The 24,814-nt window shown below is 51.9% G+C and carries 26 protein-coding genes; 12 read left to right on the forward strand and 14 right to left on the reverse strand.

Annotated elements, in window-relative coordinates; genetic code table 11:
• The first annotated feature begins 11 nt into the window (after window positions 1–11).
• Genes fdxH through fdhE form a run of 3 tightly spaced genes read left to right on the forward strand, consistent with a single transcriptional unit; the run spans window position 12 to window position 2,472 of the window.
• Complete coding sequence (gene fdxH, locus HED65_RS21055) at window positions 12–914, forward strand: formate dehydrogenase subunit beta (RefSeq protein ID WP_028018139.1); 903 nt, start codon at window positions 12–14, stop codon at window positions 912–914.
• Window positions 911–1,546: a formate dehydrogenase cytochrome b556 subunit gene (gene fdoI, locus HED65_RS21060; protein WP_114980036.1), complete on the forward strand. Its 636-nt coding sequence runs from the start codon at window positions 911–913 to the stop codon at window positions 1,544–1,546. The genes fdxH and fdoI overlap by 4 nt, the downstream gene beginning before the upstream one ends.
• Window positions 1,543–2,472 carry a formate dehydrogenase accessory protein FdhE gene (gene fdhE, locus HED65_RS21065; protein WP_114980037.1) on the forward strand — a complete coding sequence of 310 codons (930 nt, stop codon included), beginning with the start codon at window positions 1,543–1,545 and terminating at the stop codon, window positions 2,470–2,472. The genes fdoI and fdhE overlap by 4 nt, the downstream gene beginning before the upstream one ends.
• 39 nt (window positions 2,473–2,511) lie before the next feature.
• On the opposite strand, the gene HED65_RS21070 is transcribed toward fdhE, so the two are convergent.
• A complete protein-coding gene (locus HED65_RS21070) occupies window positions 2,512–2,883 on the reverse strand; it encodes a type II toxin-antitoxin system VapC family toxin (RefSeq protein ID WP_114980038.1) in 372 nt (123 codons plus the stop codon).
• A gap of 2 nt (window positions 2,884–2,885) precedes the next feature.
• Window positions 2,886–3,128 carry a ribbon-helix-helix protein, CopG family gene (locus HED65_RS21075; RefSeq protein WP_114980039.1) on the reverse strand — a complete coding sequence of 81 codons (243 nt, stop codon included), beginning with the start codon at window positions 3,126–3,128 and terminating at the stop codon, window positions 2,886–2,888.
• Between the two features lie 198 nt (window positions 3,129–3,326).
• Between HED65_RS21075 and HED65_RS21080 the strand changes: the two genes are divergently transcribed.
• Window positions 3,327–4,244 carry an alpha/beta hydrolase gene (locus tag HED65_RS21080; protein WP_114980040.1) on the forward strand — a complete coding sequence of 306 codons (918 nt, stop codon included), beginning with the start codon at window positions 3,327–3,329 and terminating at the stop codon, window positions 4,242–4,244.
• 11 nt (window positions 4,245–4,255) lie between these two features.
• Here the strand turns inward: HED65_RS21080 and fabY are convergent, their stop codons facing one another.
• From fabY to typA, 5 genes are all read right to left on the reverse strand, one after another.
• Window positions 4,256–5,197, reverse strand: coding sequence for a fatty acid biosynthesis protein FabY (gene fabY / locus HED65_RS21085; protein ID WP_028018144.1), 942 nt, complete (start codon window positions 5,195–5,197; stop codon window positions 4,256–4,258).
• A 44-nt stretch (window positions 5,198–5,241) separates the two neighbouring features.
• On the reverse strand, window positions 5,242–5,679 hold the full coding sequence (gene dtd / locus HED65_RS21090; protein ID WP_047345532.1) for a D-aminoacyl-tRNA deacylase: 438 nt from the start codon (window positions 5,677–5,679) through the stop codon (window positions 5,242–5,244).
• Window positions 5,676–6,557: a virulence factor BrkB family protein gene (locus tag HED65_RS21095; RefSeq protein ID WP_114980041.1), complete on the reverse strand. Its 882-nt coding sequence runs from the start codon at window positions 6,555–6,557 to the stop codon at window positions 5,676–5,678. Before HED65_RS21095 ends, dtd begins: the two co-directional genes overlap by 4 nt.
• Entirely contained in the window at window positions 6,551–7,150 is a 600-nt protein-coding gene (yihX, locus tag HED65_RS21100) for a glucose-1-phosphatase (protein ID WP_114980042.1), read from the reverse strand. Before yihX ends, HED65_RS21095 begins: the two co-directional genes overlap by 7 nt.
• 131 nt (window positions 7,151–7,281) lie before the next feature.
• Entirely contained in the window at window positions 7,282–9,105 is a 1,824-nt protein-coding gene (gene typA / locus HED65_RS21105) for a ribosome-dependent GTPase TypA (RefSeq protein ID WP_047624623.1), read from the reverse strand.
• 378 nt (window positions 9,106–9,483) lie between these two features.
• Here typA and glnA point away from each other — a divergent pair, with 378 nt between their 5' ends.
• From glnA to HED65_RS21125, 4 genes are all read left to right on the forward strand, one after another.
• On the forward strand, window positions 9,484–10,893 hold the full coding sequence (gene glnA, locus HED65_RS21110) for a glutamate--ammonia ligase (RefSeq protein WP_023309763.1): 1,410 nt from the start codon (window positions 9,484–9,486) through the stop codon (window positions 10,891–10,893).
• A 170-nt stretch (window positions 10,894–11,063) separates the two neighbouring features.
• Window positions 11,064–12,113, forward strand: a complete 1,050-nt coding sequence (gene glnL, locus HED65_RS21115) for a nitrogen regulation protein NR(II) (protein ID WP_028018152.1) — start codon at window positions 11,064–11,066, stop codon at window positions 12,111–12,113.
• 11 nt (window positions 12,114–12,124) lie between these two features.
• Window positions 12,125–13,537, forward strand: coding sequence for a nitrogen regulation protein NR(I) (glnG, locus tag HED65_RS21120; protein ID WP_114980043.1), 1,413 nt, complete (start codon window positions 12,125–12,127; stop codon window positions 13,535–13,537).
• Between the two features lie 110 nt (window positions 13,538–13,647).
• Entirely contained in the window at window positions 13,648–13,758 is a 111-nt protein-coding gene (locus HED65_RS21125) for a YshB family small membrane protein (RefSeq protein WP_049008129.1), read from the forward strand.
• A 73-nt stretch (window positions 13,759–13,831) separates the two neighbouring features.
• On the opposite strand, the gene hemN is transcribed toward HED65_RS21125, so the two are convergent.
• Complete coding sequence (gene hemN / locus HED65_RS21130; RefSeq protein WP_114980044.1) at window positions 13,832–15,205, reverse strand: oxygen-independent coproporphyrinogen III oxidase; 1,374 nt, start codon at window positions 15,203–15,205, stop codon at window positions 13,832–13,834.
• Between the two features lie 188 nt (window positions 15,206–15,393).
• Window positions 15,394–15,906, reverse strand: a complete 513-nt coding sequence (gene yihI / locus HED65_RS21135; protein WP_114980046.1) for a Der GTPase-activating protein YihI — start codon at window positions 15,904–15,906, stop codon at window positions 15,394–15,396.
• A 579-nt stretch (window positions 15,907–16,485) separates the two neighbouring features.
• Between yihI and yihA the strand changes: the two genes are divergently transcribed.
• Window positions 16,486–17,115 (forward strand): ribosome biogenesis GTP-binding protein YihA/YsxC, encoded by a 630-nt coding sequence (gene yihA / locus HED65_RS21140; RefSeq protein ID WP_028018155.1) that lies wholly within the window; start codon window positions 16,486–16,488, stop codon window positions 17,113–17,115.
• 97 nt (window positions 17,116–17,212) lie between these two features.
• Here yihA and spfP read toward each other — a convergent pair whose 3' ends face one another.
• Both spfP and polA read right to left on the reverse strand, forming a co-directional pair.
• The gene (spfP, locus tag HED65_RS23065) at window positions 17,213–17,260 is read right to left on the reverse strand and encodes a small protein SpfP (protein ID WP_071892919.1); all 48 of its coding nucleotides are present in this window, start codon (window positions 17,258–17,260) and stop codon (window positions 17,213–17,215) included.
• 166 nt (window positions 17,261–17,426) lie between these two features.
• Window positions 17,427–20,219: a DNA polymerase I gene (gene polA, locus HED65_RS21145; protein WP_114980047.1), complete on the reverse strand. Its 2,793-nt coding sequence runs from the start codon at window positions 20,217–20,219 to the stop codon at window positions 17,427–17,429.
• 440 nt (window positions 20,220–20,659) lie between these two features.
• Between polA and yihG the strand changes: the two genes are divergently transcribed.
• Window positions 20,660–21,568: a 1-acylglycerol-3-phosphate O-acyltransferase, YihG family gene (gene yihG, locus HED65_RS21150; RefSeq protein ID WP_114980048.1), complete on the forward strand. Its 909-nt coding sequence runs from the start codon at window positions 20,660–20,662 to the stop codon at window positions 21,566–21,568.
• Between the two features lie 23 nt (window positions 21,569–21,591).
• Here the strand turns inward: yihG and dsbA are convergent, their stop codons facing one another.
• The 3 genes from dsbA to HED65_RS21165 all read right to left on the reverse strand — a co-directional run bounded on the left by dsbA (window position 21,592) and on the right by HED65_RS21165 (window position 23,574).
• Entirely contained in the window at window positions 21,592–22,215 is a 624-nt protein-coding gene (gene dsbA, locus HED65_RS21155; RefSeq protein ID WP_114980049.1) for a thiol:disulfide interchange protein DsbA, read from the reverse strand.
• A gap of 27 nt (window positions 22,216–22,242) precedes the next feature.
• Window positions 22,243–23,229, reverse strand: a complete 987-nt coding sequence (locus HED65_RS21160) for a serine/threonine protein kinase (RefSeq protein WP_114980050.1) — start codon at window positions 23,227–23,229, stop codon at window positions 22,243–22,245.
• Window positions 23,230–23,304: 75 nt separating this feature from the next.
• A complete protein-coding gene (locus tag HED65_RS21165; protein ID WP_003861904.1) occupies window positions 23,305–23,574 on the reverse strand; it encodes a YihD family protein in 270 nt (89 codons plus the stop codon).
• 68 nt (window positions 23,575–23,642) lie between these two features.
• Between HED65_RS21165 and mobA the strand changes: the two genes are divergently transcribed.
• A complete protein-coding gene (gene mobA / locus HED65_RS21170) occupies window positions 23,643–24,224 on the forward strand; it encodes a molybdenum cofactor guanylyltransferase MobA (protein ID WP_114980051.1) in 582 nt (193 codons plus the stop codon).
• A complete protein-coding gene (gene mobB / locus HED65_RS21175) occupies window positions 24,224–24,727 on the forward strand; it encodes a molybdopterin-guanine dinucleotide biosynthesis protein MobB (protein ID WP_114980052.1) in 504 nt (167 codons plus the stop codon). Before mobA ends, mobB begins: the two co-directional genes overlap by 1 nt.
• Window positions 24,728–24,814 lie beyond the last annotated feature (87 nt).

Consider the following 24,814-nt stretch of genomic DNA (forward strand, 5'->3'; position numbering starts at 1 on the left):
GGAGACGACTTATGGCTTATCAATCTCAGGACATTATCCGTCGTTCCGCGACTAACGGTTTCACGCCCGCGCCTCAGGCGCGGGACCACCAGCAGGAAGTGGCGAAGCTTATCGACGTGACCACCTGTATCGGCTGTAAAGCCTGCCAGGTGGCCTGTTCAGAGTGGAACGACATCCGTGACGAAGTGGGTCACAACGTCGGGGTCTATGACAACCCGGCAGACCTGACCGCCAAGTCCTGGACGGTGATGCGCTTCTCCGAAGTGGAGCAGAACGACAAACTGGAATGGCTTATCCGCAAAGACGGCTGTATGCACTGTGCGGATCCGGGTTGCCTGAAGGCGTGCCCGTCAGAAGGGGCTATCATTCAGTATGCCAACGGCATCGTCGACTTCCAGTCTGAGCAGTGTATTGGCTGCGGCTACTGCATTGCCGGCTGTCCGTTCAACGTGCCGCGACTAAACCCGGAAGACAACCGCGTCTACAAATGTACGCTGTGTGTTGACCGTGTAAACGTCGGCCAGGAACCGGCTTGCGTGAAGACCTGCCCGACTGGTGCTATCCACTTTGGTTCGAAAGAGGATATGAAAACGCTGGCGGCAGAGCGCGTAGGCGAGCTGAAAACCCGTGGTTACGACAACGCAGGATTGTACGATCCGGCCGGGGTTGGCGGTACGCACGTGATGTATGTGCTGCACCACGCCGACAAGCCGAATCTGTATCACGGCCTGCCGGAAAACCCGGAAATCAGCGCCACCGTGAAGTTCTGGAAAGGCATCTGGAAACCACTGGCAGCGGTTGGTTTTGCTGCTACCTTCGCAGCGAGCATTTTCCACTACGTTGGTGTCGGCCCGAACCGCGCGGAAGAGGAAGATGACAACCTGCATGAAGAGAAAGACGAGGTGCGCAAATGAGAAAACGTGACACCATCGTGCGCTATACCGCGCCGGAACGTATCAACCATTGGGTCACTGCCTTCTGCTTCATGCTGGCGGCGATAAGCGGGCTGGGGTTCTTCTTCCCGTCCTTCAACTGGCTGATGCAGATCATGGGGACACCACAGCTGGCGCGTATCCTGCACCCGTTTGTTGGCGTCATCATGTTCGCGTCGTTCATCATCATGTTCTTCCGCTACTGGCACCATAACCTAATCAATCGGGATGATATCTTTTGGGCGAAGAATATTCGTAAGATTGTCGTCAACGAGGAAGTGGGTGATACCGGGCGTTATAACTTCGGCCAGAAATGCGTATTCTGGGCGGCGATTATCTTCCTGGTCCTGTTGCTGGTCAGCGGCGTGATCATCTGGCGTCCGTACTTTGCGCCTGCTTTCTCAATCCCGGTGATCCGATTTGCGCTGATGCTGCATTCATTTGCCGCAGTGGCGTTAATTGTGGTTATCATGGTGCATATTTACGCCGCCCTTTGGGTGAAAGGCACCATTACCGCGATGGTGGAAGGATGGGTAACCAATACGTGGGCGAAGAAACATCACCCGCGCTGGTACCGTGAAGTTCGCCAGAAACAGGAAAAGTCATCTGAATGAGTATTCGCATAATCCCGCAAGATGAGCTGGGGTCGAGCGAGAAACGCACGGCGGAATATATTCCGCCGTTGTTATTCCCCAGACTCAAGAACCTCTACAACCGCCGCGCAGAGCGTCTGCGCGAGCTGGCAGAGAGCAACCCGCTGGGCGATTTTTTGCGCTTTGCCGCGTTGATTGCCCACGCGCAGGAAGTGGTGCTGTACGACCACCCACTGCAAATGGACCTGACTGCGCGCATCAAAGAAGCCAGTGAGCAAGGCAAACCACCGCTGGATATTCACGTACTGCCGCGCGATAAACACTGGCATAAGCTGCTGCATTCGCTGATTGCCGAGCTGAAGCCAGAGATGAGCGGCACCGCGCTGGCCGTTATCGAAAACCTGGAAAAAGCCTCCGATCAGGAGCTGGAAGAGATGGCGAGTGCGCTGTTTGCTTCCGATTTTACGCTGGTCAGCAGTGATAAAGCCCCATTCATCTGGGCTGCGCTGTCACTGTACTGGGCGCAAATGGCGAGCCTGATCCCCGGTAAAGCCCGTGCAGAATATGGCGAAGCACGCCAGTTTTGCCCGGTATGCGGCTCTATGCCAGTCTCCAGTATGGTGCAGATTGGTACCACTCAGGGGCTGCGCTACCTGCACTGCAACCTGTGTGAAACCGAATGGCATGTGGTGCGCGTGAAGTGCAGCAACTGTGAACAGACCCGCGATCTCAACTACTGGTCGCTGGAAAATGAAGACGCGGCAGTGAAAGCCGAAAGCTGCGGTGACTGCGGCACTTACCTGAAGATTCTGTATCAGGAAAAAGACCCGAAAGTCGAAGCGGTGGCCGACGATCTCGCCTCGCTGATTCTGGACGCAAAGATGGAGCAGGAGGGCTTTGCCCGGAGCTCGATCAACCCGTTCCTGTTCCCGGGTGAAGGGGAATAATTCCCTGTGACAGTGCCGGGCGGCGCGTGCTTGCCCGGCCTACAGCTGGTACGGTGAAACAACCCCGGGAATGCCCTGAAAGTCTTTGGTATTCCGGGTTATTAACGGGCAATTTCTGCTTTGGGCAGTCGCTAAAATAATGGCATCCGGCAGTTTCATGCCATGTTTCTCACGGAGCACGACGCTTCTTTCAGCAATCTCTCGGGTTACATCGATAATCTCAAATGCGCCCAACACTGTCGCTGTTTTCGCTTCGTGGCCATGTTTGCGTGCCCCCACCATGACTTCCATCCATGTAATTAGACTGATTGACCGGTGCGATGCTGTGTTTTCGATTGTATTTGCTGCCTCGACGCGATTGTTGAAAAGGTCGATCAGGATATTGGTATCAAAAACCGCCATGTGTTCCATAGCTACCACTCCTCACGCAGCTTGCGTTCATACTCTAATCCGTCTTCTTGCTGGTTCCCCCACAGACCAAGCGCATCACGGATAACGGATGAGCTTTGCTGATCGAGAAACTGCTCAATTGCTTCACGCAGTAATTCGGCACGAGGTTGGTTACGCAACTGTTTGAGGTTATCGAGACGTTGAATAACGTCATCCGACAAATCGATCAGAATTCTGCCCATGTTAAGCTCCGCGAGTAAACTCATATATCACCTCAGTATATCATTATTGTCTATTTTCAAGGCAACATACGCTTTCTCTCAGTAGCGTTAAAGTCCCAGCCAATAGTTTACCTTCCATTTGCGAGGCGCTTTCCAGATTGCTGTCCTCAACAACATTCTTGTTTTCTTTTGAATTAAACCAGGCTATAAAGCTGTATATCCATACAGTTAGAGGGCATTTTCATGGCACTGGAAAAGGGTATTGAACGGCTGGTTCAAGGGTTTATCGCAGCAGGTCGCCCCTCATCACGTCGCCAGACAATTGAGCTACGACGAGCAGGGTATGTTCTCAGCGCAGGTCTTGCCGGGGAGACAGAAACGCGCGTCCAGATAGAGACGTTTGTTCTTGAGGGCCTTACCATTCGGGTGTTTTCACCTCTCAATGCGTCTGAATTATTACCTGCTGCCATCTACTATCATGGCGGATGTTTTATCAGCGGTGGGTTTGATACGCATGATAAGCAGCTCCGCCAGCTGGCATTTTACGGTAACTGCCGGGTGATTGCGGTTCAGTACAGACTGGCACCCGAGCATCAATTCCCCGCTGCACATGACGACGCAGAACGCGCTGCAGACCTTGTCTGGCAGAATGCAGACAAACTGGGTGTGGATAAAAACCGAATCACCCTTTGCGGCGACAGTGCAGGTGGACATCTTGCGCTGGTGACATCACTGCGGCTCAAAGATAAAGGCCTGTGGAATCCAGCACAGCTCATCCTGATTTATCCCATGCTTGATGCCACAGCCAGTTTTGAAAGCTATACCCTTAATGGCCAGGATTACGTCATTACCCGCGATACCCTGCTCAGCGGGTATGAAATGTATCTCGCAGAGACTGACCTTCAGCATCCGGAAGCCAGCCCGCTGTGGCGCGATGATTTTAACGGTCTTCCGCCTGTGCACATTGTTACCGCCGAGTACGATCCGCTGTGTGATGAGGGAGAAATGTTGTTCCAGCATCTGACTGAGCAGGGTGTGAAGTGTAGCGCTCAGCGCTGGCTGGGCGTTATCCATGGCTTCTTTCAACTCGGTGGCATCAGCCAGTCGGCACAAGACGTTATACGGGACATCGCCTGGCGGATTAGCTCAGCCAGGCGATAACAACGAAGGGATTATTCCTCTTCGTTCCCACCCTCTTCATACGCGCCGAATGGCTTCGCCGGAAGAACAATATAGGTGCCTTCAAACACCGCGCCAGATGTTTTGTCACCAAACAATTCAACCTGCATTTGTACGCGGGCTTTGCGACCTCGGGCCAGGCGGTCGAGGTCGCCCCCCAATGAACCCAGATCAGCCACGGCGCTCGGTTTACCGCTGATCGGTGCGCTATAGCGGATATGGGCGTCGGCAAGAATGATCGTCCCCCCCAGATGGCGCTCACGCAGCATCAGCCAGATAAGCCCCCAGCCGGTCAATGTAGCCAGCGAGAACAGACTTCCGGCAAACAGGGTGTGGTGCGGGTTTTGATTGCCGATTTCCGGCATCGTGGTGATGAATTTTTGCCCGGTGTACTGCTGGATACGCACACCCATTTTTTCACTCAGCGGGATGTGCTGATACCAGGCTTGCTGTAGCTGCCCGCACCAGTCGGCACGATGCAGAATATCATCCAGCGTGGCGATGGGTTTAATCATCAAAAAGTGACGAATGGGTGTGGTTTGCGGGGTCGTTATTTCCCCCTGATTAACAAAACCGAGTTTGGCGAAGAACTCTACGGCATCTTCGCGGGCACTACAGGTGACGCGCTTAACGCCTTCCTGTCGGGCCACAGATTCCAGGGTCATCGCCATCAGCGTCCCCAGGCCTTTGTCCTGAACGGAGGGATGAACCGCCATAAAGCGAATAGACGCTTCGTTATCGGCGTTAATATACAAACGCCCGACGGCAACGAGGTTGCCCTCTTCATCCATCACCATCTGATGGTGGGCCATCGCGTCCCAGGCGTCGCGTTCAGACCCTTTTGGCTGGTGTAATGGCTTGCGCAGCATTTCCCAGCGGAACTGGTAATAGGCTTCTAACTCTTCTTCCGTTTGCGGTACTCGAAGGTGATACATAGCTGTACTCTCTCTTGTTACCCGCGGCCACGCCGCCAGTTGGCTCATACCTGGAGCCAGAATGTGACGGGGCCATCGTTCACCAGCGAAACCTGCATATCCGCAGCGAATCGTCCGGTTTGCGTATTCATTTCCTGCTGGCGACAGCGCTCAACAAAATACTCATAAAGTTCTTCAGCACGATCAGGTGCGGCACCTTTAGAAAAACTCGGACGCATGCCGCGCTCGGTATCCGCCGCCAGCGTGAACTGGGAAACCACCAGCACGCTGCCACCCGCCTGCTGAACGTTAAGGTTCATCTTACCTTCCGCATCGCTGAAAATACGGTAGCCCAACACACGCTCGCACAAGCGGTTGGCTTTTTGTTCGTCATCATCCTTTTCGACACCTAACAACACCAAAAGTCCTGGGCCAATTTCACCCGTCACCTCTCCCTCCACGGTGACGCTGGCACGGGTTACGCGCTGTATCAATGCAATCATGGTTGGTCTGCTTCTTGTTGTTTTTCAGCTGCTGCTGCTTTTTTGAGTTCGCGATAGACACCGAGAGTGACAGTTATTTCGGCACCAAGCAAGACGATACACCAGGTCCAGTAGACCCAGACAAACAAAATCGGGATCACCGCCAGCACGCCGTAAATCAGCTGATAGGACGGAAACATGGTGATGTAGAGGGCGAATCCTTTTTTACCCAGTTCAAACAGCACCGCGGCCACCAGCGCGCCAACAACGGCATCACGGTTAGGCACGCGCGTGGTCGGCACAACGCTATAGAGCAGCCAGAATGAGAGCCACGACAGGATCAGCGGGAAGATGCGAAGTACATTATCAATAACGCCATTTAAATCACTCGCCCAGCGTAATGAAAGAAGATATGAACTGATTGCCAGACTCGCCCCGGCCAGCAACGGACCCAGCGTCAGGATCATCCAGTACACGGCAAAGGAGTACACCTTTGGTCGTGCCTTTTTACTCCGCCAGATGGTGTTCAGCGCGTTATCAATGGCGTACATCAACAGCAGCGCAGTGACGATAAGACCGCATGCCCCCACTGCCGTCATCTTGTTGGAGTTGGCAACGAACTGCTCAATGTAGTTCTGGATGACATCCCCGGTTGCAGGAATAAAATTCGCGAAGACAAAATGGCGAAGCTGCAGACTCACGTCCGCAAACATTGGAAAAGCCGAAAAAAGCGCAAAGATAACCGCCACCAGCGGCACTAATGAGAGCAACGACACGTACGCGAGATTACCCGCCAGTGTGGTCATGTTGTCCTCATCAATGCGATGCCAGAGCAGTTTTAGCCAGGCTCTCAGTGGACGAGTATGATGCGTGGCTTTTTGATGAACGGTTTTTAGCATAACTGCTTCGCAAAGTAGTTTGGTATCGTCTCTTTTCCGGTCACCAGAATTGACGTAATACCCAACTGGTTAGCTCCCTCTATATTATCGACGTTGTCGTCGAAAAAGACCGCATCGGCCGCGGTATATCCTTCTGCCTGAAGAACAGCCTGATAAATTCGTGCCTCAGGTTTACGCATACCCATCTCCTGCGAAAGATAGATCTTATCTGCCGCCGCTTTAACTTCAGGGTATTCCTCAGGCCAGAATGTGGTGTGCAGACGGTTGGTATTTGACAATACCACCACACGATGTCCCTGCTCTCGCAGTTTGTGCATGATATTGGTAACTTCCGGACGTATCGCCACAAATACCGCCTGCCAGCCGTGAGAAAACTGCTCGTAGCTTAACGGCAGATCCAGTTCATGGCAGAAACGTTCGGCGAACTCTTCATCGCTGATCTCACCGCGTTCGTGTTGATGGAAGGTCTCGCTCATCACGAAACTCTGCTTCAATGTCGCCAGTGGGACACGGCTAAAATCGCTCCATGCGCCCAGCACTCGATTAAAATCGATATCGACGATTACATTTCCTAAGTCAAAGATATAAAGCATGTTTATCTCCTGCTCGCCGTGGAAAAGTAACTGTAGCGGGAAAGACAGGCTTTGGCTATGAAGTACGCACAGGGTAGAAAAAGAAAAACCCCGACACAAGGACGGGGTTTTGTTGACCAGAGAGGAGTGAATTACTCTTCTTTCGCACCGCGCATAGCACGTTTACGATCGTTCTCGGTCAGGTGACGTTTACGGATACGAATTGACTGTGGAGTCACTTCTACCAGTTCGTCGTCATCGATGAATTCCAGAGCCTGCTCCAGGGTCATCTTGATCGGTGGAACCAGAACCGTTGCTTCGTCAGTACCGGACGCACGCATGTTGGTCAGTTTCTTACCGGTCAGGCAGTTTACAGTCAGGTCGTTAGAACGACTGTGAATACCGATGATCTGGCCTTCATAAACTTCAGCACCGTGACCCAGGAACAGCTTACCGCGATCCTGCAGACCGAACAGCGCAAACGCAACCGCTTTACCCTGACCGTTGGAGATCAGCACGCCGTTGTTACGCTGGCCAACTTCGCCCGGACGAACATCGTCGTAGTGGCTGAAGGTGGAGTACAGCAGACCGGTACCGGAAGTCATGGTCATGAATTCTGAACGGAAGCCGATCAGACCACGGCTTGGGATCACGTAGTCAAGACGTACGCGGCCTTTGCCATCTGGATTCATGTTTTTCAGGTCGCCTTTACGCTCACCCAGAGCCTGCATCACAGAACCCTGGTGCTGCTCTTCAACGTCCAGAGTAACGTTTTCGAACGGCTCTTGTTTACGGCCGTCGATTTCGCGGAAGATAACTTTCGGACGGGAAACCGCCATTTCGAAACCTTCACGACGCATGTTTTCGATCAGAACAGACAGGTGCAGCTCACCACGACCAGAAACGCGGAATGCATCAGCGTCTTCGGTTTCTTCAACGCGCAGCGCAACGTTGTGCACCAGCTCTTTGTTCAGGCGGTCAAGGATCTGACGAGAGGTAACAAATTTACCTTCTTTACCACAGAACGGAGAGGTGTTGACGTTGAAGAACATGGATACGGTTGGTTCATCAACGGACAGGGCTGGCAGCGCTTCGACATTCTGCGGGTCGCAGATGGTGTCGGAGATGTTCAGTTCACCCAGACCGGTGATGGCGATGATGTCGCCCGCTTCCGCGATGTCACTCTCAATACGCTCAAGGCCCAGGTGAGTCAGTACTTTACCGACTTTACCGTTACGGGTTTTGCCTTCGCTATCAATGATAGTGACCTGCTGGTTAGGCTTCACTTTACCGCGTTTGATACGACCAATGCCGATTACACCAACATAGTTGTTGTAGTCGAGCTGAGAGATCTGCATCTGCAGTGTGCCGTCGAGATCAACGTTTGGCGCAGGAACACGGTCAACAATCGCCTGGTACAGCGGGGTCATGTCTTCAGCCATGTCTTCGTGATCCAGACCCGCAATACCGTTCAGCGCAGAAGCGTAAACGATAGGGAAGTCCAGCTGCTCGTCAGTCGCGTCGAGGTTAACGAACAGGTCAAATACCTGGTCAACAACCCAGTCAGGACGCGCGCCAGGACGGTCAACTTTGTTGATAACAACGATTGGCTTCAGACCATGGGCAAATGCTTTTTTGGTCACGAAGCGCGTCTGTGGCATTGGGCCATCCATTGCGTCAACGACCAGCAGAACGGAGTCTACCATGGACATTACACGTTCAACTTCACCACCGAAGTCGGCGTGCCCTGGGGTATCAACGATGTTGATACGGTAGTCATTCCATTTAATCGCGGTGTTTTTCGCGAGGATGGTAATCCCACGCTCTTTCTCCAAATCGTTGGAGTCCATCACGCGTTCTTGGGTTTCGGCACGCGCATCAAACGTACCGGATTGCTGCAGCAGCTTATCAACCAGGGTAGTTTTACCATGGTCAACGTGCGCGATGATGGCGATGTTACGCAAATTTTCGATCACAACTTTGCCTCAGGCATTTAGAAATAGCGCGTTATTGTACACGGATTAATCGCACTACAAAACAGGATCACAAACATCCCCCGCAAACAAGTATTGCAGAGATGCTTTGTGATCGCTTTCACGGAGCGGTAAAAGGGCACTTTAACGTAAATTGCACCAATATGGTGCCCAATGTTCACATTGAAGCACTATACTGGTGCAACAAATCCATTGTGGTGCAGCCCTTTTGCACTATGGTGCGCATGATAACGCCTTTTTGGGGTGTTTTAAAAGTTGGCACAGATTTCGCTTTATAAAAAATACATGGCAACAGCCAGTACAAACAGAAATTGAAGACCTCGTTACCACGACGACAATGACCAATCTGGAGAGTTAAGTATGTCCGCTGAACACGTTTTGACGATGCTGAACGAACATGAAGTGAAGTTTGTTGATCTGCGCTTCACCGATACCAAAGGTAAAGAACAGCACGTCACAATTCCTGCTCATCAGGTAAACGCCGAATTCTTCGAAGAAGGCAAAATGTTTGACGGCTCCTCCATTGGTGGCTGGAAAGGCATTAACGAATCCGACATGGTTCTGATGCCAGATGCGACCACTGCGGTCATTGATCCGTTCTTCGAAGAACCAACCCTGATCATCCGTTGCGACATCCTCGAGCCAGGCACGCTGCAGGGCTACGACCGCGACCCACGTTCTATCGCGAAACGCGCTGAAGAATACCTGCGTTCTACCGGCATCGCAGACACCGTTCTGTTCGGGCCAGAGCCAGAATTCTTCCTGTTCGACGACATCCGTTTCGGTGCGTCTATTTCTGGTTCCCACGTTGCTATCGACGATATCGAAGGCGCATGGAACTCTTCCACCAAATACGAAGGTGGTAACAAAGGTCACCGTCCAGGCGTTAAAGGCGGTTACTTCCCGGTTCCTCCAGTCGACTCAGCACAGGACATTCGTTCCACCATGTGTCTGGTGATGGAAGAGATGGGCCTGGTAGTTGAAGCTCACCACCACGAAGTGGCGACTGCGGGTCAGAACGAAGTGGCTACCCGCTTCAACACCATGACCAAAAAAGCAGACGAAATTCAGATCTACAAATACGTTGTGCACAACGTTGCGCACCGTTTCGGTAAAACCGCTACCTTCATGCCAAAACCTATGTTTGGCGACAACGGTTCCGGTATGCACTGCCACATGTCTCTGTCCAAGAACGGTACCAACCTGTTCTCTGGTGACAAATATGCTGGTCTGTCTGAGCAGGCGCTGTATTACATCGGCGGCGTAATCAAACACGCTAAAGCGATCAACGCCCTGGCTAACCCAACCACTAACTCCTACAAGCGTCTGGTCCCGGGCTACGAAGCGCCAGTAATGCTGGCCTACTCTGCGCGTAACCGTTCTGCTTCTATCCGTATCCCGGTTGTTGCTTCTCCTAAAGCGCGTCGTATCGAAGTGCGCTTCCCGGACCCAGCGGCTAACCCATACCTGTGCTTCGCAGCACTGCTGATGGCTGGTCTGGATGGTATCAAGAACAAGATCCACCCAGGCGAAGCAATGGATAAAAACCTGTACGACCTGCCGCCAGAAGAAGCGAAAGAGATCCCACAGGTTGCTGGCTCTCTGGAAGAAGCCCTGCAGGCACTGGACGCAGACCGCGAGTTCCTGACTGCAGGTGGCGTATTCACTGACGACGCTATCGATGCTTACATCGCCCTGCGTATGGAAGAGAACGACCGTGTGCGTATGACGCCACACCCGGTTGAGTTCGAGCTGTACTACAGCGTTTAATTAAGTTGTTTTACCCGGCGTGATAAACGCCGGGGGTAGTTGCCGTGGAAACTTTTAGCCCATCTCCGGATGGGCTTTTTTCTCCACCAACAACCTGATCTCGCGCGCTTTTTACGACGAAAAAGCTATACTGCACTAAATTAGTGCAAACAACTCCAGGAGACTGCTGAATGGCAACTGGCACGCTGCCCGATGCTGGGCAGATCCTCAATTCTTTGATTAACAGTATCTTGCTTGTCGACGACGAGCTGGCCGTACATTATGCCAACCCGGCGGCGCAGCAGCTGCTCGCCCAAAGCGCACGTAAACTGTTTGGCACCCCGCTTCCGGAATTACTGAGTTATTTTTCGCTGAATATTGGCCTGATGCAGGAAAGTTTGCAGGCCGGTCAGGGATTTACGGATAACGAAGTCACGCTGGTTATCGACGGGCGCTCGCATATTCTGTCACTGACGGCCCAACGTCTTCCTGAAGGATTGATCCTGCTGGAAATGGCTCCGATGGATAATCAGCGCCGACTGAGCCAGGAGCAGCTTCAGCATGCCCAGCAAATTGCCGCCCGAGACCTGGTGCGAGGTCTGGCGCATGAAATCAAAAACCCGCTGGGGGGATTACGCGGCGCAGCACAACTCCTGACCAAGGCGCTGCCCGACCCCGCGCTGGCGGAGTACACCAACGTCATCATCGAACAGGCAGACCGCCTGCGCAATCTGGTTGACCGTCTTCTCGGACCCCAGCAACCGGGTATGCACGTATCAGAAAGCATTCATAAAGTGGCTGAACGGGTGGTGAAACTGGTTTCGATGGAGTTACCAGAAAACGTCACGCTGGTGCGTGATTACGACCCAAGCCTGCCGGAACTGGCGCATGACCCGGATCAGATTGAGCAGGTGTTGTTGAATATCGTACGCAATGCCCTGCAGGCTCTGGGGCCGGAAGGGGGCGAGATTATTTTACGTACCCGCACCGCCTTCCAGCTCACGTTACACGGCGTACGCTATCGTCTGGCAGCCCGAATCGACGTTGAGGATAACGGACCAGGTATTCCATCGCATCTACAGGACACCCTGTTCTACCCGATGGTAAGTGGTCGCGAAGGCGGAACCGGCCTGGGCTTATCCATTGCACGCAGTTTGATCGATCAACACTCTGGAAAAATTGAATTTAACAGTTGGCCGGGACACACCGAGTTTTCGGTTTTCCTGCCGATTAAAAAATAAAGGTGACGTTTATGCAACGAGGGATAGTCTGGGTAGTCGATGACGATAGCTCCATCCGTTGGGTGCTTGAACGCGCGCTCACAGGGGCAGGATTAAGCTGCACGACGTTTGAGAGCGGCAGCGAAGTACTCGACGCACTCACCACCAAAACGCCGGACGTTCTGCTTTCGGATATTCGCATGCCGGGAATGGACGGGCTGGCGCTTTTAAAGCAGATCAAACAACGCCACCCTATGCTTCCGGTCATCATAATGACGGCACATTCCGATCTTGATGCCGCAGTGAGCGCCTACCAGCAAGGGGCGTTCGATTACCTGCCAAAACCGTTTGATATCGACGAAGCGGTCGCGCTGGTTGAGCGTGCGATTAGCCACTATCAGGAACAGCAACAGCCTCGCCACACACCCGATTTTGGGCCAACAACTGATATCATCGGCGAAGCGCCGGCGATGCAGGATGTGTTTCGTATTATTGGCCGTTTGTCCCGCTCGTCCATCAGCGTATTGATTAACGGCGAATCGGGAACCGGTAAAGAGCTCGTGGCACATGCATTACATCGCCACAGCCCGCGGGCAAAAGCCCCGTTTATCGCCCTGAATATGGCAGCGATCCCGAAGGATTTGATTGAATCCGAACTGTTCGGCCATGAAAAAGGGGCATTTACCGGCGCAAATACCATTCGCCAGGGGCGCTTCGAACAGGCGGACGGCGGTACGCTATTCCTGGATGAAATTGGCGATATGCCGCTGGATGTCCAGACCCGCCTGTTGCGCGTGCTGGCCGACGGGCAGTTTTATCGCGTGGGCGGCTATGCGCCGGTAAAAGTGGACGTGCGTATTATCGCCGCAACACACCAGAATCTGGAGCAACGCGTGCAGGAAGGAAAATTCCGTGAGGATTTATTCCACCGTCTGAACGTCATTCGCGTTCATCTGCCGCCGCTGCGTGAACGTCGGGAAGATATTCCCCGCCTGGCACGTCATTTCCTGCAGGTGGCGGCTCGTGAGCTGGGCGTAGAAGCCAAGCAGCTTCACCCGGAAACCGATGCCGCTCTGACGCGTCTGGCATGGCCGGGCAACGTGCGCCAGTTGGAAAACACCTGCCGCTGGCTGACCGTGATGGCCGCCGGGCAGGAAGTGTTGATTCAGGATTTACCGGCAGAGTTGTTTGAGGCATCCGCGCCAGAGAGCAGTACCGGACATGCACTGCCTGACAGCTGGGCAACGCTACTGGCGCAGTGGGCCGACCGCGCCCTGCGTTCCGGTCATCAAAACCTGCTTTCTGAAGCTCAGCCAGAGATGGAGCGTACGCTGTTAACTACCGCGCTTCGTCATACGCAGGGGCATAAGCAGGAAGCCGCTCGCCTGTTGGGATGGGGACGTAATACCCTGACGCGTAAACTGAAAGAGCTGGGTATGGAGTAATGTTCCCCCGAAGTGTAAAGGTTATTAATTGAGCGCAAAATGCTGTTATTTTGCGCTTTACTGTTCCGATGAGTTTTGTATGATCGTGCCCGGAAATTGGGGGGACCATCATGCTGGAATCATTAGTGAATTTGCTCTCTAGCGGTGCAGCCGAAAGCCACACACCGCAAACAGCCGTTGCGGCTATGTTGTGTGCGGCGCTGGTTGGGCTGTTTAGCTAGCGGAGTTGAACGTAAAAGCCGGGTGGCGGCTTCGCCTTACCCGGCCTACGTTTCATACTTTTGGCTATGCGCCTTAAATCACCCGCGAGAACTGCTGCATACGCGCTTTCTGACGCAGATACGCGTCAAAGCACATGCAGATATTACGGATCAACAGACGTCCTTTCGGCGTGACCTCAATCATACTCTCCGATACATCCACCAGCCCATCTTTCGCCAGCGGTGCAATCAGTTTCAGGTCTTCCGCAAAATAATCGCTGAAGTGCAGACCCCACTGCGACTCAACGTCACTGAAATCGAGACGGAAGTTGCAGATAAGCGCCTTAATGACATCACGGCGAATGCAGTCATCGCGCGTTAACGCAATGCCACGCCACAGCGCGTTGCCGGCGTCATCAACCTGCTGGTAGTACGACTTCAGCTCTTTCTGGTTTTGTGCATAGCAGTCGCCAATCATGCTGATGGCAGAGACGCCCATCCCCAGCAAATCGGTATCGCCCTGGGTGGTGTAGCCCTGGAAATTCCGGTGCAATACCCCTTCACGCTGAGCAATGGCCAGTTCGTCATCCGGACGGGCAAAGTGATCCATACCGATGAACTGGTAACCGGTCTCAGTCAGTGAAGTAATGGTTTCCTGCAAAATATCCAGCTTCTGTTGGGCAGAAGGGAGATCAGCATCTTTTATTTTGCGCTGGGCAGCGAACAGCGTTGGTAAGTGCGCATAGTTAAAGACGCTCAGGCGGTCCGGATTGAGTTCGGCCACGCGTTTCAGTGTGAAGGCAAAACTTTCGGGGGTCTGCTTTGGCAGGCCGTAAATCAGGTCAATATTGGTCGAGGTGAAACCAATCTCACGCGCGTGATTCAGTAAGGCGAAGATAAACTCTTCGTCCTGCTCACGGTTCACCAGACGCTGTACTTCTTTATTGAAATCTTGCACGCCCATACTCAGGCGGTTAAAACCTTCAGCGCGTAAGTGATCCAGTACATCCAGCTCGATTTCTCGCGGATCAACCTCGATCGAGATTTCGGCGTTATCATTAAAATTGAAGTTGCTGCGCAGCAACGCCATCAATCGGCTGATTTGCACTTTGTTCAGATAGGTTGGCGTACCGCCACCCCAGTGCAGCTGGCTGACATGACGTCCGGCAAAGAGTGGCGCACGATGCAAGATTTCCTGTTCGAGCGCATCCAGATACTGATCGGCCTTGTGCTGCTGGCGGGTAACAATTTTATTGCAGCCGCAGAAGTAGCAGAGCTTATGGCAGAACGGAATATGGACGTAGAGCGAAAGCGGGCGTTCAGGATAGCGCGCCACGGCCTGAAGAAATTCAGTCTCGCCGAAGGTATCAGTAAACTCCAGCGCGGTAGGGTATGACGTATAGCGTGGCCCGGAATAGTTATATTTCTGGATTAGGGCCAAATCCCAGTCGATAGATGGTACAGACATGCTCACTCCTTCCGTTGGTGTCGCGTTCGTATACGGCGGCCCGACCTGGCCCCGTTGCGAGCCATCATTCGGGTGCGCAGCCATTTCTGGCGCCGCGACAACCGCCGTAGTTTAACGAATAACCACACCAGATAACATATAACCGGAAGGGTTATAAGCAGGACCAGCGTTCCTGCCGGGTGCAAATGTTAGTTTCCACCCTTCAGAAGACGCATCATATCTTCCTGCTTTTCTTCTTCTTCGTCATCTTCATCGTCGTAAGACAGACCAAGCTTCTGCATCAGCTCATCAATGCGATCCAGTTTGGCATCAACCCACGACTGCTCTTCAGCAGTCAGGGTTTCCCCCTCTTCAAGACGTTCCAGCAGCGCGTCCAGGCGCTCATCGTTCTCCAGCATATCCAGCTCAGCCTGCGGTGAAAGCATAGGTTTCTCGCTCTTTGGTTTGTGCTGCTTAGTGACCGGGGTGTCTGTCACGCCCAGTGGAATGGGAGTTTTACTGCCGATACGAGGATCTTTCTGCTGCTTACCTTTTGCAGAAGCGCCCGCAGTACCACCGCCGTTCGCACGGCTACCCGCAGCATGACCGCGATGCTTTTTGTCGCGTTTACGATCGCGCGCTTCCTGGTTCAGTTCTTCGCGCGTTTTGCGGCGTGCTTTTGCAGGGCGTTTAGCGCCCGCAGCGGAGGTTGGTTTTTTCATGATGTTTTATCTTTAAGTCGTTTTCTTCAGTATAGAATTGCGGCGAAATCTAGCAGAAAGCAAGCAAAGAAAAAAGGCGACAGAGCAATCTGTCGCCTTTTTTCCTGACTCACAACCCTTAGCGGGTCAGACATTCCGTGTTTGCCAACAACAAGCCCTGTTTATCCCTTGGCTGATACCGTCCTTGATACGGTTCCATTTCCTGTTAAAACGCCTCCAGGCGCTGGTCATCCTGACTATCCTGCGTCTTCGCCTCCTGGCGCTCCTGACCCCTAATCCTTAAGTCGATTTCCTGTTGGCTTCCTCGCCCTGACGCACACTTTACCTTGTTCCGTTAAACTAACAAGCAACGAAACAGTACAAAAAGGGATTTTCGGACAATTACCCGCATTTAAGTTTATGATTTAAAATAGTTTGCCATTTTTGGCACCTGCGATTTCTCTGAAATATCCCAAAGCTTGATTAGCCGATCTCTCACAACAGCCAGGGCTTTCACCTACAGGCCATATGCAATCAGAAAAGCCTTTTGCCTGCATTCGGGTATAATCCCCTTCAGATTACGATTTTGGAGACGACCACGTGACTACCTGGAACTACCAACAGACGCATTTTGTCACCAGTGCGCCCGATATTCGCCACCTTCCTTCTGATACCGGTATTGAAGTGGCATTTGCTGGCCGCTCCAATGCGGGAAAATCCAGCGCCCTGAACACGCTGACTAATCAGAAAAGCCTGGCGCGTACCTCAAAAACACCTGGCCGTACCCAGTTGATTAACCTGTTTGAAGTGGCAGAGGGCAAACGCCTGGTCGACTTACCGGGCTACGGTTACGCTCAGGTACCCGAAGAGATGAAAATCAAGTGGCAGCGTGCGCTGGGTGAATACCTGGAAAAACGCATGTGCCTGAAAGGTCTGGTGGTGCTGATGGATATTCGCCACCCTCTGAAAGATCTTGATCAACAGATGATCGACTGGGCTGTAGCAAGCGATATTGCCGTACTGGTGCTGTTGACGAAAGCCGATAAGCTGGCAAGCGGCGCGCGTAAAGCGCAGGTGAATATGGTTCGCGAAGCGGTGCTGGCTTTCAACGGTGATGTGCAGGTGGAGCCTTTCTCCTCTCTGAAAAAGCAGGGCGTAGACAAACTGCGCCAGAAGCTCGACACCTGGTTTAGCGAGCTGGAACCCGCGACGGAAGCGGAAGAAGAGTAATACCGAGCGCGGCGATGTCCGCGCTTTTTTTACCTGAATGTTTCTTTTCCACAATAAAAAACGCCCCAGTCATTACTGACTGGGGCGGCTAAAATATTCAGCCAAATCCGATTACGTGAAGTAAAAGGTCTGAAAGATAGAACATCTTACCTCTGTACCCTACGTCGATAACTCTACCCCTTTTTTTGCTGCAGAAAAAGCACTTTTTGTAGTTTTTTTTCATTATTTACATAGGGAATTCTAATGATCGTCACAAAACGCACTTTGTTATGTTGCTAACTTACATAAAAAGCGCGTTATTCGCAGAGCCTTTAGTGAGCCTGATCCCAGTTTTCACCACTTCCCACTTCCACCAGCAACGGCACGTCGAGTGTCATGCTGCTTTCCATTAGTTCGTGGATCTTCTTCGATACAGCGTCGAGGTCGTCTTTGTGCACTTCGAATACCAGTTCATCGTGAACCTGCATGATCATTTTCACGCGAGGCTTCTCTTTTTCCAGCCAGGCATCAACGGCGATCATCGCACGCTTAATGATGTCCGCCGCAGTACCTTGCATAGGGGCGTTGATTGCCGCACGTTCTGCACCAGCGCGTCGCGCTGCATTGCTGGATTTGATATCTGGTAAGTAGAGACGGCGGCCATCCAGTGTTTCGACATAACCTTTCTCTTTAGCCTGTGCGCGGGTGCGTTCCATATATTCCAGCACGCCAGGATAACGCTCGAAGTAGAGATCCATATACTTCTGCGACTCTTTGCGTGGAATGTTGAGCTGGCGCGACAGACCAAATGCGCTCATACCGTAGATCAAACCAAAGTTGATCGCTTTGGCGCTGCGGCGCTGTTCGTTGGTTACACTATCCAACGGCAAACCGAAGACTTCCGCCGCGGTTGCTCGGTGGATGTCCTTCCCTTCGGCAAAAGCAGTCAGCAAGCCTTTGTCGCGGGACAGATGCGCCATAATACGTAGCTCAATTTGCGAGTAGTCAGCAGAGACGATCAGGTAGTCATCTGGCGCAATAAAAGCCTGACGGATTCGGCGACCTTCTTCATTACGTACCGGAATGTTCTGCAGGTTTGGATCAGTTGACGAGAGTCGACCCGTCGCTGCCACAGCCTGATGATACGAGGTATGCACACGGCCTGTTTTCGGGTTGATCATCAGCGGGAGCTTATCAGTGTAAGTGGACTTCAGCTTCGCGAGACCCCGATACTCCAGAATCACTTTTGGCAGGGGGTAATCCAGTGCCAGCTCTTCAAGCACCTCTTCAGACGTCGACGGTGCACCGCCAGGCGTTTTCTTCAGCGGCTTGATACCCTGCTTTTCAAACAGAATGGTTTGCAGCTGTTTCGGTGACGAGAGGTTAAACGGTTCTCCAGCAAGCTCATGCGCTTTTTGCTCAAGCTCGGTCAGACGCTGCGCGAGCTCCCCGGAGTGGTTATGCAATACAGTTGGATCGATTTTAACGCCATTGCGCTCAATACGTGAAAGCACAGGCACCAATGGCATCTCAATATGCTGGAATACGTTCAGCGGCCCTGCTTCTTTCTGAAGTTTTGGCCACATCTTCAGGTGCAATTGCAGGGTGACATCCGCGTCTTCCGCGGCATAGCGACCCGCCTCTTCGAGTGCAATCTGGTTGAAGGTAAGTTGATTTTTCCCTTTACCGGCAATCTCTTCGAAAGTGATGGTTTTATGTTTCAGCCAACGGTCTGATAAGGAATCCATATCATGGCGACCTGCAACACTGTCCAGAATGTAGGATTCCAGCATGGTGTCGAATGCGATACCGCGCAGCTCAATACCGTAGTTTTGCAAAATACCGCGATCGTACTTCAGGTTTTGCCCGACTTTGAGCGCCTTGTCGTCTTCCAGAACCGGCTTCAGCAACTCGAGCACACGTTCACGGGAGATCTGCGCCGGCGCATCCAGGTAATCGTGTGCAACAGGAACATAAGCCGCCATCCCCGGTTCTGTCGCAAATGACAGGCCCACCATATTGGCAGAGATGTTGTCGAGGCTGTCGGTTTCCGTGTCGAAGGCAAAGACCGGCGCTTTTTTCAGTTTCTCGATCCAGGCGATCAGCTGTGACTCTTCAAGAATGGTCTCGTAGTTGTCGAAGGACAAGGTTACGGCTTCTTCTTCGGCCTGTTCTTCAGCATCAACAACTATCGTCTCTTTCGGTTTTGCTGCTGGCTTAGCCCCTTTTGCCTGTAACCACTTGCCGCTTTCGACGTCGGTGATCCAGCGCTTGAATTCGTATTGCTTAAACAAGCTCAGCAGATCGTCAGCAGAAGGCTGCTGCACTTCCAGTTGCTCACAACCCAGTTCCAGTTCGACATCGGTTTTAATCGTTGCCAGCTTATAAGAGAGGTAAGCCACCTCTTTGTTATCTTGAAGTTTTCCGCCCATGGTTTTTGCACCACGGAAGGAGAGCCCGGCGATTTTATCCGATTCCGCGTACAGCGTATCCAGCCCGCCCAGCCCCTGAAGCAGCGCCTGTGCCGTTTTTTCACCGACACCAGGGACTCCAGGGATGTTATCCGACGAATCGCCCATCAACGCGAGGAAGTCGATAATCAGCTCAGGCGGTACGCCATATTTTGTGACAACCTCTTCAGGCCCCAGAATGGTGTTGGTCATGGTGTTAATCAGGGTGATACCTGGCGTTACCAGCTGCGCCATATCTTTATCACCGGTGCTGATCAGCACCGGACGGCCCATTTTTTCAGCTTCACGCGCCAGCGTGCCGATGACGTCATCGGCTTCAACACCAGAGACAGCCAGCAGCGGCAGGCCCATCGCTTTCACCATGGCGTGCAGCGGCTCAATCTGCGCACGCAGATCGTCAGGCATTGGCGGGCGGTGAGATTTGTAATGCTCAAACAACTCGTCGCGGAAGGTTTTGCCTTTGGCATCAAAGACCACCGCCGCATGGGTTGGCTGATACTGGAGTATCAGGCTGCGCAGCATGTTAAGCACGCCGTACATCGCGCCGGTAGGTTCCCCTGCGCTATTGGTCAGAGGAGGAAACGCATGATACGCCCGATACAGGTAAGAAGAGCCGTCGACGAGAATAAGAGGGTTTTCTGGGATCTGAACCATAATGTCCGTGCCTTTAATCAATTTATGGCTAAAGGATGCCACAGAAGGATGAAAACATCAGTTATTAGCGCCAGATACAGAAAAAGATTTTGCGATCGTGAAGATCTCTCGCAAAAAACAAACTGTGGATAAGTTTGTGTATATTTTCACTTCATATGAATAACAGACGCTAAAAATACATACGTGATATAATTTAGATCTTAATTATCATAACGTTATTCTGTTAGATCTCATCTGTATTACCCGCTGATGACAATTTAGTCTATGTGGATATAAGCCCTGATTCGTGCAGAATCGTAGCGAAATCTTCTGCAGTAGGGAAAAAGCCACCAACTCTCCGTGTGAAAGCGCCATTACTTCGTCTATTTTCTGGTAAAATCAGCGCCCAGCGCCGAATAGCCGGTCGCTCAATTAAAGCTAACTATTTGAAAAAGCTAATCATGTCCAGATTGCTCGCTGCAATAACATTACTGTTAAGCATCATTTTAACGATTCTGGTGACTATCGCCTGTTCTGTGCCGATCATTGTCGCAGGAATTATTAAACTGCTGCTGCCTGTGCCTGTGGTGTGGCGAGCCGTGTCCACATTTTGTAATTTCATGATGTATTGCTGGTGTGAAGGGCTGGCGATCCTGTTGTACCTGAACCCACAACTGAAGTGGGATGTTGAAGGACTGGAGAGCCTCAACAAAAAGAACTGGTACCTGCTAATTTGCAATCACCACAGTTGGGCTGACATCGTGGTGTTATGTGTGCTTTTCCGTAAGCACATCCCGATGAACAAATACTTCCTGAAACAGCAGCTCGCCTGGGTTCCTTTCATCGGTCTGGCCTGCTGGGCGCTCGATATGCCGTTTATGAAACGCTATTCGCGCAGCTATTTGATCCGCCATCCTGAGCGTCGCGGTAAGGACGTGGAGACCACACGCCGTTCCTGCGAAAAGTTTCGCGCACATCCAACAACCATCGTGAACTTCGTTGAAGGCTCCCGGTTTACAGAAGAGAAGCGCCAACAAACACGTTCTCCTTTTCAGAACCTGCTGCCGCCAAAAGCCGCGGGTATTGCGATGGCGCTTAACGTGCTGGGTGCTCAGTTCGATAAATTACTTAACGTCACCCTCTGCTACCCGGAAAACGATAAAACGCCGTTCTTCGATATGCTCAGTGGCAAGCTGACGCGCATTGTTGTGCGTGTTGATCTGGTACCGATCGAGGCCGAATTGCACGGTGACTACGTTAACGATAAGAATTTCAAACGTCGTTTCCAGTTATGGCTTAATACACTCTGGAAAGAGAAAGACGAACAGATAGACAACATTAAATCTTCATACAAAAACGCCGGTCAGTGACCGGCGTTTTTACATCAATAATCTTACTTCTTCTCAACCAGGTATTTCACAGTATCGGCATACTGCTGTACGAAGATATCCATGCTGCTGGTGTCCATGCCCTGCATATTCAGCTGATATTTGCCATTAACAAACATCGCCGGAACCCCCTGAAGCTGCAGGTCGGCAGCGGCTTTTTCCTGTTGAGCCACCAGAGATTTCACCACAAAGCTGTTCCATGCCGCGTCATAGTCTTCACCTTTCACACCCGCATCAACGAAAACTTTACGGATATCGGCAGTAGTCTGAACGGTCTGGGTTTTCTGTACGGCTTCAAACATTGGGGAAGTGATCTTATCTTCTACGCCCAGTGCGATAGCAACTGCCCACGCCTGAGTCAGGTCTTTACCCAATGGACCCAGGAATTCAACGTGGTACTTGGTCATTTTGGTGCCTTCTGGCAGCTTTTTCTTCACGCTGTCAGATACATGCAGCACCTGCTCGAACTGATAGCAGTGTGGGCAATAGAACGAGAAGAACTCCAGAACCTGTGGCTCGCCAGCAACAGGCTTGTCCAGCGTGATGTACTGTTTGCCGTCGGTAAACTGCGCAGCAGAAGCGCTAAATGCCAGAATCATTCCTGCCAGCGCCAGCCAAATTTTTTTCATAATAAACTCTCTCCTGGGTGTGTCCAATTAATACATCGGCGTTAATTGCAGAGGGGGTTCCTGAAGAACCTTAACCTGCTCAGTAAATGTAGATATCTGGCTGCGCCAGTAATCTTCTCCGGTAAGCCACGGGAAATTTCGGGGAAACGCGGGGTCATCCCAACGCCTGATTAACCATGCGAGATAATAAACAAAACGCATCGCACGTAAAGGTTCAATCAAGGTAATTTCGTCTGAATTAAACGGGCTAAACTCTTCATAGGCTTCAATAATGGTTTCAAGCTGCATGCGCTGCTCGGCTTTGTCGCCATTGAGCAGCATCCACAAGTCCTGAACTGCTGGTCCCATACGCGCATCATCGAGATCGACAAACAGCGGGCCATCACGCCAGAGAATATTTCCTGCGTGACAATCGCCATGCAGACGCAGCACGGAAATATCATCGCGCCAGCTGGCTTTTACCGCACCAATAAGCTTATCAGTGGCGCTGAGGAAATTATCCTTTAGCGCTGTGGGGATCAGCGCAGAGGTTTCGAATACTTCGCGAGGTTCAAGAAGGTATTCCTGAATGCCGATAGTCGGACGGGCAATAAAGGATTTTTTGCGTCCCGTCTGATGTATACGTCCCAGATAGCGGGCCACCCACTCCATTTGATCAATATTATCCGCTTCAAACTGGCGACCACCGAGACTTGGGAAGACTGCGTAGTAAAACCCTTCGTGCATAAGCAGCGTTTGGTTATTGAATTTTAGCGGGGCGGCAACGGGTACATCGTCATCCAGCAGATCTTGAGCAAATTGATGCTCTTCCTGAATTTGTTCTGCTGACCAACGTTTAGGGCGATAAAACTTCACGACGAAGCGCTGACGCTCCTCATCCTGAAATTGATACACACGGTTTTCGTAGCTATTTAACGGCGTTAGCCCAGAATCCACCCGGATACCCTGTTCAAACAGGGCATCCATAATGGTATCCGGGTGTAATGTCTGGAAAGTAAAAGCCTGGTCGTTCATCCGATCATCCGGAAATTATACGAATGATTCAGGATATCATCTTGTGGCGATTTCGGTGCCGCCGCTTACAAGCTTTTACTCTTTAATTACGCCTCTGGCGCGCAGCAATGCGGTTTTAAAATCTTCCTCATAATCTTTTTGAATACCTGGAATAACAGCATCTTTGGCAGAGTCACGCATTTTAAGATGGTAGATCAGGATATCATCAGAAAGGTCTGCCAGTTCGCCGTCAAAACCTGACTCTTTCGCCAGTTTCTGTAAAAATTGCATCAAATTCAGCTCTGGCTCTTTTTGCCAGGCTGGCTGGAGGAGTTCAATGACTTCATTCAGACGTTTACATTTCATGGTGGTGCTCCTTTCATTTAGAGTGACACGTTAGCAGGGTCAATCCCACAATAAAAGAGGCGATATTCGTGAATCTTAGCCAGGAAATCACTGGGGTCGTTCTGGCGGGTGGCAGAGCGACGCGAATGGGGGGAAAAGATAAGGGGCTTCAGCTTTTGAACGGTAAACCCTTGTGGCAATGTGTCGCTGATGCGCTTACAGGCCAGGTGACGACAATGGTCATCAGTGCTAACAGGCATATTGAGACATACCAGCGCAGCGGGTACGCCGTTTATCAGGATAACCAGGCAAATTACCCAGGTCCGCTGGCTGGTATGCTTTCGGTTATGCAGCAGTCGCCCGGAGAGTGGTTTATTTTCTGTCCTTGCGATACCCCATTGATTCCGTCCTGCCTTGTCGAGCGTCTGGTACGGCTTCGTGCTGCAGCCCCTGTGGTCTGGGTACATGACGGTGAGCGTGACCATCCTGCTATCGCGTTGATGCACAGATCATTAGTGCCTGCTCTGCAGGAGTACCTGACGGCGGGAGAGCGTAGGGTGATGGTCTTTATGCGTCAGTCTGGCGGCCATTCCATTGATTTCAGTGATATGAAGTCTGCGTTTGTGAACGTGAATACAACTGAAGATTTGCAGATGATGCAGGAGAAATGATGATACCTGTTCTGGCTATTTCCGCCTGGAGTGGGACCGGGAAAACCACGCTGTTGAAAAAGCTCATTCCTGCCCTTTGTGCCAGGGGTATACATCCAGGATTGATCAAGCACACCCACCATAATATGGATGTCGATAAACCGGGCAAAGACAGCTATGAGTTACGTAAAGCGGGTGCAGCTCAAACGATGGTAGCAAGTCGTCAGCGCTGGGCGCTAATGACAGAAACACCTGATGAGGCGCCGCTGGATCTCGCTTACCTGGTCAGTCGAATGGATCATTCCAGGTTGGATCTGGTGCTGGTTGAGGGTTTTAAGCATGAGGCTGTACCTAAGATCCTGCTTTTCAGAAGCGATGCCGGGCATGATGTTAGCGAGTTAACGCTTGATGAGCATGTGGTTGCGGTGGCCAGTGATGTTGTGTTGCCGCTTGAGGTTCCGGTGCTCGATTTAAATGATGTGGATGGAATTGCGGAGTTTATTGTGGAGTGGAGTGCGATCTGACTTACCGGGTGGCGGCTTCGCCTTACCCGCCTACAGTTTTTTTGCGTACAAACGCAAAAAGGCCATCCTTCCGGATGGCCTCTTCAC

Origin of the sequence: Pantoea sp. LS15, assembly GCF_012241585.1 — a bacterium.
Classification (GTDB): Bacteria; Pseudomonadota; Gammaproteobacteria; order Enterobacterales; family Enterobacteriaceae; genus Enterobacter.